Origin of the sequence: Halovivax sp. (assembly GCA_007119345.1) — an archaeon.
GTDB lineage: Archaea > Halobacteriota > Halobacteria > Halobacteriales > Natrialbaceae > Halovivax.
This window is the reverse complement of sequence record SKPV01000267.1, coordinates 1-6,591: the sequence shown is the minus strand read 5'-3', so window position 1 is coordinate 6,591 and position 6,591 is coordinate 1. Positions and strand designations below refer to the sequence as shown.

Annotated in this window: 5 protein-coding genes and 1 tRNA gene; 2 read left to right on the top strand and 4 right to left on the bottom strand. The window is 68.1% G+C overall.

The annotated features are described in order from the left end of the window. Positions 1 to 123: 123 nt before the first annotated feature. A complete protein-coding gene (locus QZT59_RS18035; RefSeq protein ID WP_290819272.1) occupies positions 124 to 477 on the top strand; it encodes a hypothetical protein in 354 nt (117 codons plus the stop codon). 224 nt (positions 478 to 701) lie between these two features. Here the strand turns inward: QZT59_RS18035 and QZT59_RS18030 are convergent, their stop codons facing one another. Continuing rightward, on the bottom strand, positions 702 to 2,015 hold the full coding sequence (locus tag QZT59_RS18030) for a PQQ-dependent sugar dehydrogenase (RefSeq protein WP_290819271.1): 1,314 nt from the start codon (positions 2,013 to 2,015) through the stop codon (positions 702 to 704). A 979-nt stretch (positions 2,016 to 2,994) separates the two neighbouring features. Between QZT59_RS18030 and QZT59_RS18025 the strand changes: the two genes are divergently transcribed. Then, positions 2,995 to 3,282: a hypothetical protein gene (locus tag QZT59_RS18025; protein WP_290819270.1), complete on the top strand. Its 288-nt coding sequence runs from the start codon at positions 2,995 to 2,997 to the stop codon at positions 3,280 to 3,282. A gap of 372 nt (positions 3,283 to 3,654) precedes the next feature. Here the strand turns inward: QZT59_RS18025 and QZT59_RS18020 are convergent. The 3 genes from QZT59_RS18020 to QZT59_RS18010 form a co-directional block, all read right to left on the bottom strand. Beyond that, positions 3,655 to 3,725 (bottom strand) — tRNA-Pro (locus tag QZT59_RS18020). Between the two features lie 41 nt (positions 3,726 to 3,766). Next, positions 3,767 to 4,924, bottom strand: coding sequence for a succinylglutamate desuccinylase/aspartoacylase family protein (locus QZT59_RS18015; RefSeq protein WP_290819269.1), 1,158 nt, complete (start codon positions 4,922 to 4,924; stop codon positions 3,767 to 3,769). Positions 4,925 to 5,134: 210 nt separating this feature from the next. Then, positions 5,135 to 5,944 carry a class I SAM-dependent methyltransferase gene (locus QZT59_RS18010; protein ID WP_290819268.1) on the bottom strand — a complete coding sequence of 270 codons (810 nt, stop codon included), beginning with the start codon at positions 5,942 to 5,944 and terminating at the stop codon, positions 5,135 to 5,137. Between the last annotated feature and the right edge of the window lie 647 nt (positions 5,945 to 6,591).

Here is a 6,591-nt window from a genome sequence, read left to right as displayed (position 1 = left end):
CCGAATCGGACGCTCTCCGCCCCGGATGCCGATCGGGGCCGGCGCGATCGAAGAATTTATTGCCTATCGAACAGATCCCAATCCAACGACACCTCGTCCGATCGCGGCGAGGACTCCCACGCTATGCCGACCGACGACCGCTCGATCGACGACCTTGACCGAGGCGACTACAGTCAGACGGGGGCGAAAATCGGGGCGTCGCTCGTGCTCGGGCTGATTGCGATCCCCGGCCTCGTGATCGGATCGGTCGTCTTCCTGGTGGCCACGCTGTGGCCGCTGTTCCTCGGTATCTACGTCGAGTTCGGAATCTTGCCGTGGAACGCCCACCGGGAGGAGGCCCCGATCCCCGGTCTGTGGTGGCTGTTGAACTTCCTCTGGCTGATCGGACTCGTGGTCGGCGTCGGGCTGACGTGGCGTCGACTGTGGCGTGGGTGGCGCCGGCTCCGGGCCGCGCTCCCGTCGGTTCGACGGGGGTAATTGTTCGACCGACCGGGTCAGTTGACGATTCGACGGGGGTAGTTGTTCGACCGACCGGGTCAGTTGACGATTCGACGGGGGTAGTTGTTCGACCGACCGGGTCAGTTGACGGTTCGACGGGGACGGTCGACGGTTCGACGGGGACAGCTGACGATTCGACGGGGACGGTCGACGGTTCGACGGGGACGGTCGACGGACCGCCGACCGGGCGGCCCGGTCGCGCTTCAATCGGGAACGAGTCGAACGAGCGGCGCGTTCCCGTCGTCCGCGGCCACGTAGAGGTGGCCCGCGTCGGGCCCCACCGCGACGTCCCGGATCCGCCACCCGCGATCGGCGAGCAGGGGATCGAGTTCCTCGACCTCGACGGCCGGGTCGGTGCCGTCGTCGTCCCCGTCGTCGTCATCGTCACCGTCGGTCGCGTTAGCTCCGCCGTCCGCGTCGTCGCCCCGGTCGACGGCGAATCGACCGAGGTACCGACCGGCGAGGTTGCCGACGAACAGGTCGCCCTCCCACGCCGGGAACGCCTCGCCGTCGTAGAACGTCGCGCCCGCCGGCGGGAAGCCGCCGCTCCCGCACTCCCAGAAGTAGACGGGGTCCACGACGTCCTCGCGTTCGCGGGGATCGTCGCCGACCGGTTCGTCGGTGCCGTACTCGCAGCCGGTGTGGGCGACCGGCCAGCCGTAGTTCCCGCCGGCCTCGATCACGTTGAGTTCGTCGCCGTCCTCCTCGCCGTGCTCGCTCTGCCAGAGCTCGCCCGTTTCCGGGTGGACCGTCATCCCCTGGGCGTTCCGGTGGCCGTAACTGAAGATGGCGTCGGCCGCGTCGGGATCGCCGACGAACGGGTTGTCGTCGGGGATCGAGCCGTCCGGTTCGAGCCGGAGCGTGGCCCCCAGTTCGTTCGTCGTGTCCTGGGAGACGTGGTCGGTCCCGAAGTCCTTGAACTGGCGGTCGCCGGTCGTCACGTACAGCCGATCGTCCGCGCCGAACGCGACCCGGGAGCCGTAGTGGCCGTTCGAGTCGACGAACGGCTCGGCGACGAACAGCTCCTCGAAATCGTCGAGCACGGAGTCCTCGGCACGCAACCGCCCGCGGCCGAGGTGCGTGGCCGACTCCCCGTCGTCGTTCGTCGCCGAGTACGTCAGGTAGACCGGGGGCTCGTCGGTGCCGTCGGGATGCACCGCGACGTCGAGCAGCCCGCCCTGCCCGGCGGCGTGGACGTCCGGGACGCCGTCGACCGCCTCGACGTCGCCGCCCTCGCGGTCGACGAGGGAGAGGTGACCCTCGCGCTCGGTGACCAGCAGCCGGTCGTCGTCCGGAAGGAACGCGATCGCCCAGGGGTGAGCGAACCCGTCGGCGACCGTTTCGACTTCGAACCCGTCGTGGTCGTCACCATGGCGGAGGATCCCGGTGCAGCCGGCGATGGCGATGGAGCTGGCGCTGGCGGTGGCGGTAACCCCGCTCGCGAGGAACGACCGTCGATCGAAGTCGTTCCTTTGGCGGTGGTCGTTCGTGTGGTGGTCGTGCGTGTGGTGAGTCATCGGATCCGGGTGCCGTGACGACAGGGCGCCGTTTCGGCGGTCCCTGCGCGTACGTACGGTCGCCTCGCTTGTAGTCTGCGGGCCTGATCGTTCATCCGCCGATGGGCGTGCCGATCTCCGAGTTCCGCGGGTCTCGAGCGAGCGGGGATCGGCGGGGCCTCGTTCGCTCGCAACGCCGAACTCTCGGTTCGTCAACTCTCGGTTCGTCAACTCTCGGTTCGTCAACTCTCGGTTCGTCTCTCGGCCGTCGAATACTCACGTCGAACGCGCTGCAAACGGTTCTCTCTGCTGTTACCCGGTACTATACACCCCACACGTTTGGAGCGCCAAACCTTGCCCCGTCGGGGCGTACGACTTACGATGATGCAAAGCGCCGTCTGTCCGAACTGCGGCGAGGAGATCTTCAGCACCCTCCTCAATAGGGGACCGGACGTCGAACTGAACTGCGCCAACTGCGATAACAGCTGGACGCCGGCGGGGTGATCGACCGGGTTCGTTCGAATACTCCGCTTCCCGGACGTCGGACTGCGCGTTCGATGGACCCACGACCCGAGCGACGCGGGCCGATCGCGTCGAACTCCGGTCTCCCCCCGATATCAGTCGGCAAACCGAACCGAACGAGCGTGTACGCCTTTTTGAGCAATGAGCGTGAAAACTTCGGCCTTAGTTACCCGAAACGAGCAATATCCAGTAGATATATGTAATTACGAACCAACTGTCATTTCGGAAGCCGCGACCTCCCGACCCGTCGCTGGGGGCATGCGCGGAAATGCCCCGGGTGGAAACAGCACCCGAGGCGCGGCTTCCAAACCCGAGAGGGTTCGTCAGCCATGTTCGCATACAGTCCACCGAGACAAAAAAGTCTCGCAAACCGCCCGCATCGATTCGGGGTTTCGGCCCCGAGAGAGCTGCTGCTGTGGGATTCTGAGATTCGGATCCCGTCCTTCGTGGCCGCTGTCCCGCCGCCGGAGGTGGTCGTGTGAGCGAACCCGATGTCGACGCCGATCTCGACCCACCGGAGTGGTCGTCCCTCGAGCCTGACGAGTTGACCGACCTGGCGCCCGACGAGTGGCCGAGACTCCGACCGCGAGTGTTACGGGAGCTCGAACGCCGCGGGCTCGATACCCGCGAGGTGCCGGACGAGGCGCTACCGGGGGACGAGCGGTGCCCGCGGTGTGGCTGGCCGGTGTTCCAGATGACGGCGGTGGGACCGGGAGCCCGGATCCACGGCCCGTGCGGGTGTCGGGTCGGCGGCGAGGACCTATAGCGCGTGTTCCGACGGACTCGTCGGTGAAGTGGCCGGTCCGGGAGGGTCGTCCGAGCGGAGCGAGGACGCTGGGACTCGCATGCTCGACTCTCGGCTCAATCCATAGTACTGCCGCTCGCGGAGTTGCTCGCGACAGCAAATGGGACCACGGTCCCAGCGGAGCTGCTCCCAGCTCCCACGTTCCGCTCCTCGCTCGCGACGGTCGCTCCGCTCCCTCGCTCGTTTCGTCACGAAAAGTGGGACCGCCGAGAGTCGAACAGGTGCGAGACGGTCTCGCTCACCTCGCTTCGCTCGGTTGCGCGAGCTGCGACTCGCATGTTCGACACTCGCCTCGTCCATTGCTGTCGCTCACGAGTTGTTCGCGACAGCAAATGGGACCGCCGAGAGTCGAACTCGGGTCCTACGGACCCCATCCGCAGAGGATACCACTACCCCACGGTCCCGTACCCGATTCGATGTGCGTCCCGAGTTTAAGACTATCGCTTCACTCGCGGGGGGCCACGAGGTCGTCCTCGTCCCGGACGGCCAGACTCGTGATCGGGTCGTTCTCGTAGCACACCGCGTTCGCCCGCCCGAGGACGTAGCCGTCGTGATCGACCGCCACGGTCTCCAGGACGTCGCCGTGGGGGCTCACGAGGTCCGCGATCGTCTCCCCCGCCTCGAACGTCTCGCCCGCTTCCAGTCGGTGCCGACAGATCGCCGCCCGCGGCGCGTTCGGGCCGCGGAAGCGTCGCACGGGGAAGTCGACGGGCGATTCGAGCGGTGGCGCCTCGGTGGCGACGTCCGCCGGCACCTCGTCGAGCATCCCGAGGTGGACCATCGCGCGGTAGACGGCCGCGACGCCCGCGGCTCGGTGGTCCTCCTCGACCACGCCGTAGCTCCCCAGCTCCAGCGTGAGGGCGGGGATGCCGGCCTTGTTGCAGACCGCACCGGCGGCCGAGCGATCGAGATTGCGGTCGGTGTACTCCTCGGCCGGGTACTCGGTGACCACCGGGAGGTCCGTCGCCGCGGCGAGGGCGTCGAGTCGGTCGGCCAGGTCGCGGGCCTCCTCCTCTGTTCGGCCGCCGTCGGTCCCCTCGCCGTCGGTTTCCTCGCCGTCACCGTGGTCGCCGTCCGTCCCGTCGGCGCCGTTTTCGTCCGCCGTCTCCGGATCGTACAGCACTCGGTCCCGGATGACGAACGGCACGGAGCGCACCTGCGCGGTGTGGAGGTCGAGGTGGGCGTCCGCCGACTCGACGATCGCGTCGTAGAGGCGTTCGGCGATCAGCTCCTGCACTCGATCGTCGGCCCCGTCGTCCCCATCCTCCGCGTCGCTTCCCGGAAAGTAGCGGTTCGGATCGTCGCCGTGGTAGTAGGAGGTGCGCTCGACGCGACGGAGCCCCGCGGGGTTGCAGATCGGCACGCAGACCACCGTCCCGCGGAGTCCCTCCGGGACCCCGTCGGCGAGGACGTCCTGGGTCGCCGCCACGCCCGTCAGCTCGTTCCCGTGCACGCCGCCGGTCACCCACAGCGTGGGACCGTCCTCCTCGCCGCGGGCGACGATCACGGGGAGCCGTTCGTCGCCCCCCGTGGGAAGGGCCGTCGCCTCCAGGTGCCCGGTCGCTCGTTCGCCTGGCTCCGCGCTCGCGGTTCCGATGTCCATGGGGCTCCTCTGGAGGCACGTCGCAAAAGGGCACGCCTCCCGGCGAAACGCTCGTCGAACTCGATCGATCGAATCGCGACTCGCGCCCTCCGCGACTTCTACCGTCGCCACCGCGACGAACGCCGACGAGTCGAACGCGTCTCGACCGACGGAGAAGGCGGTGGTTCCGGCCCACCGGTCGCTGCCCCGGTTGCCGCACGCCGGTTCGATTTACCCGTCGATCGCGACCGTCTGGAGGTACCGGTTCTCGACGATCGCGGTTCCGTCAGTCGCGCGATTGTACCGCCGCATGACCGCCTCGAGCTCGCCCAGGAAGTTCTCTCGGTCCGCGCCGTCGAGCGCCTCGAGCGCTCGGATCGTCGGCCCGAAGTAGGTGCTGAACACCGTCACGGCGTGCTCGATCGACCGGTAGTACTGGTGGGCCGTTCGTCGGGTACTCTCGATGGACCGAACGTCCGCGCCGAGTAGCGCCTCGAGCCCCTCGTCCGTTCCCCAGCGGAGGGGTGACCGGACGCCCGGCGGTGGCGGCGCGTACGAGGCGTGCGTGGCGAACCAGTCGCCGCTCCACCCCTCCGGTATCGGGCCCGCCAGGCCGATCGTCCCGCCGGATTTGCACACCCGAAGCAGCTCGGCCGCCGCTCGCTCCTGATCCGGCGCGAACTGCACCCCGTACACAGAGAGCACCGCGTCGAAGCTGTCGTCGGGGAACGGCAGGTCCTGTGCGTCGCCGACGCGGAAGTCCACGGGCTGGCGATTCGCCGCGGCCCGCGCCCGGGCGCGTTCGATCAATCCGGGGACGTAGTCGACGCCCGTGACCTCGCAGTACCGTCGCTCCGCGCACAGCGCCGCCGTTCCGCTCCCGCAGGCCACGTCCAGCACGCGCTGGCCCGGACGCGGATCGACCGCCTCGCAGAGCGCCTCCGCGATGACCACGTTCTGGCGGGCGATCTCGTTGAAATCGCCGGTCGCCCACGTCTCCTTCTGGTTCTCCGTTAGGGCAGCGTACTCAGTTTCGTTCATGTTCTCTCACGTCGCTCACGCGCGGGTACGATCGCCGTTCGTGACACATACCGCGCCGTTCGTGACACATACCGCCGGTCGCGACACGCTCTCCTCCCCGCGATTCGCCCGCGTTGGCGCGGGGAACTCCGAGAAGAGGTCACGTGCTGTACGATGCCAAATGGCATAACGGTGCCGGACGGGTCGCTCCGGGTTTCGGGCCCCGAGAGGTATTCGGCGGCGGTGCGGGGCTCGTGTCGGTACTCGCGGGATTCGTCCGGCCGGGTGCTGGCTGGGGTGGATCCGTTTCCCTCGCGACCGGAGACGCTTGGAACGGATTGCGCTCCCTCGCGATCGGTGACTCTCGTGACCGGTGTCTCTCGCGACCGATATCCCTCGCGACCGACGAACGGAGGCGGACGGCTTTCCGGGACCGAGTCAGACGGGTCGGCAGGCCGGTGGTCGTACGCCCTCGTTCTGCTCGCCCCGGTGACTCTTGCCGGCCCCGAGTGCGTCGTCCGTCCGGTACGATGAGGGGCCGTCTCTCCGGTCGGGACGCCGCGTCAGTGCGCGGGTAGCCGAGCGAGGCATGCGTCAACGCTTATCATACGATGGGGAGTATCGAGGACGAGGTACCAGAGATGACGTTAGCAACGGTTCCGAGGTAT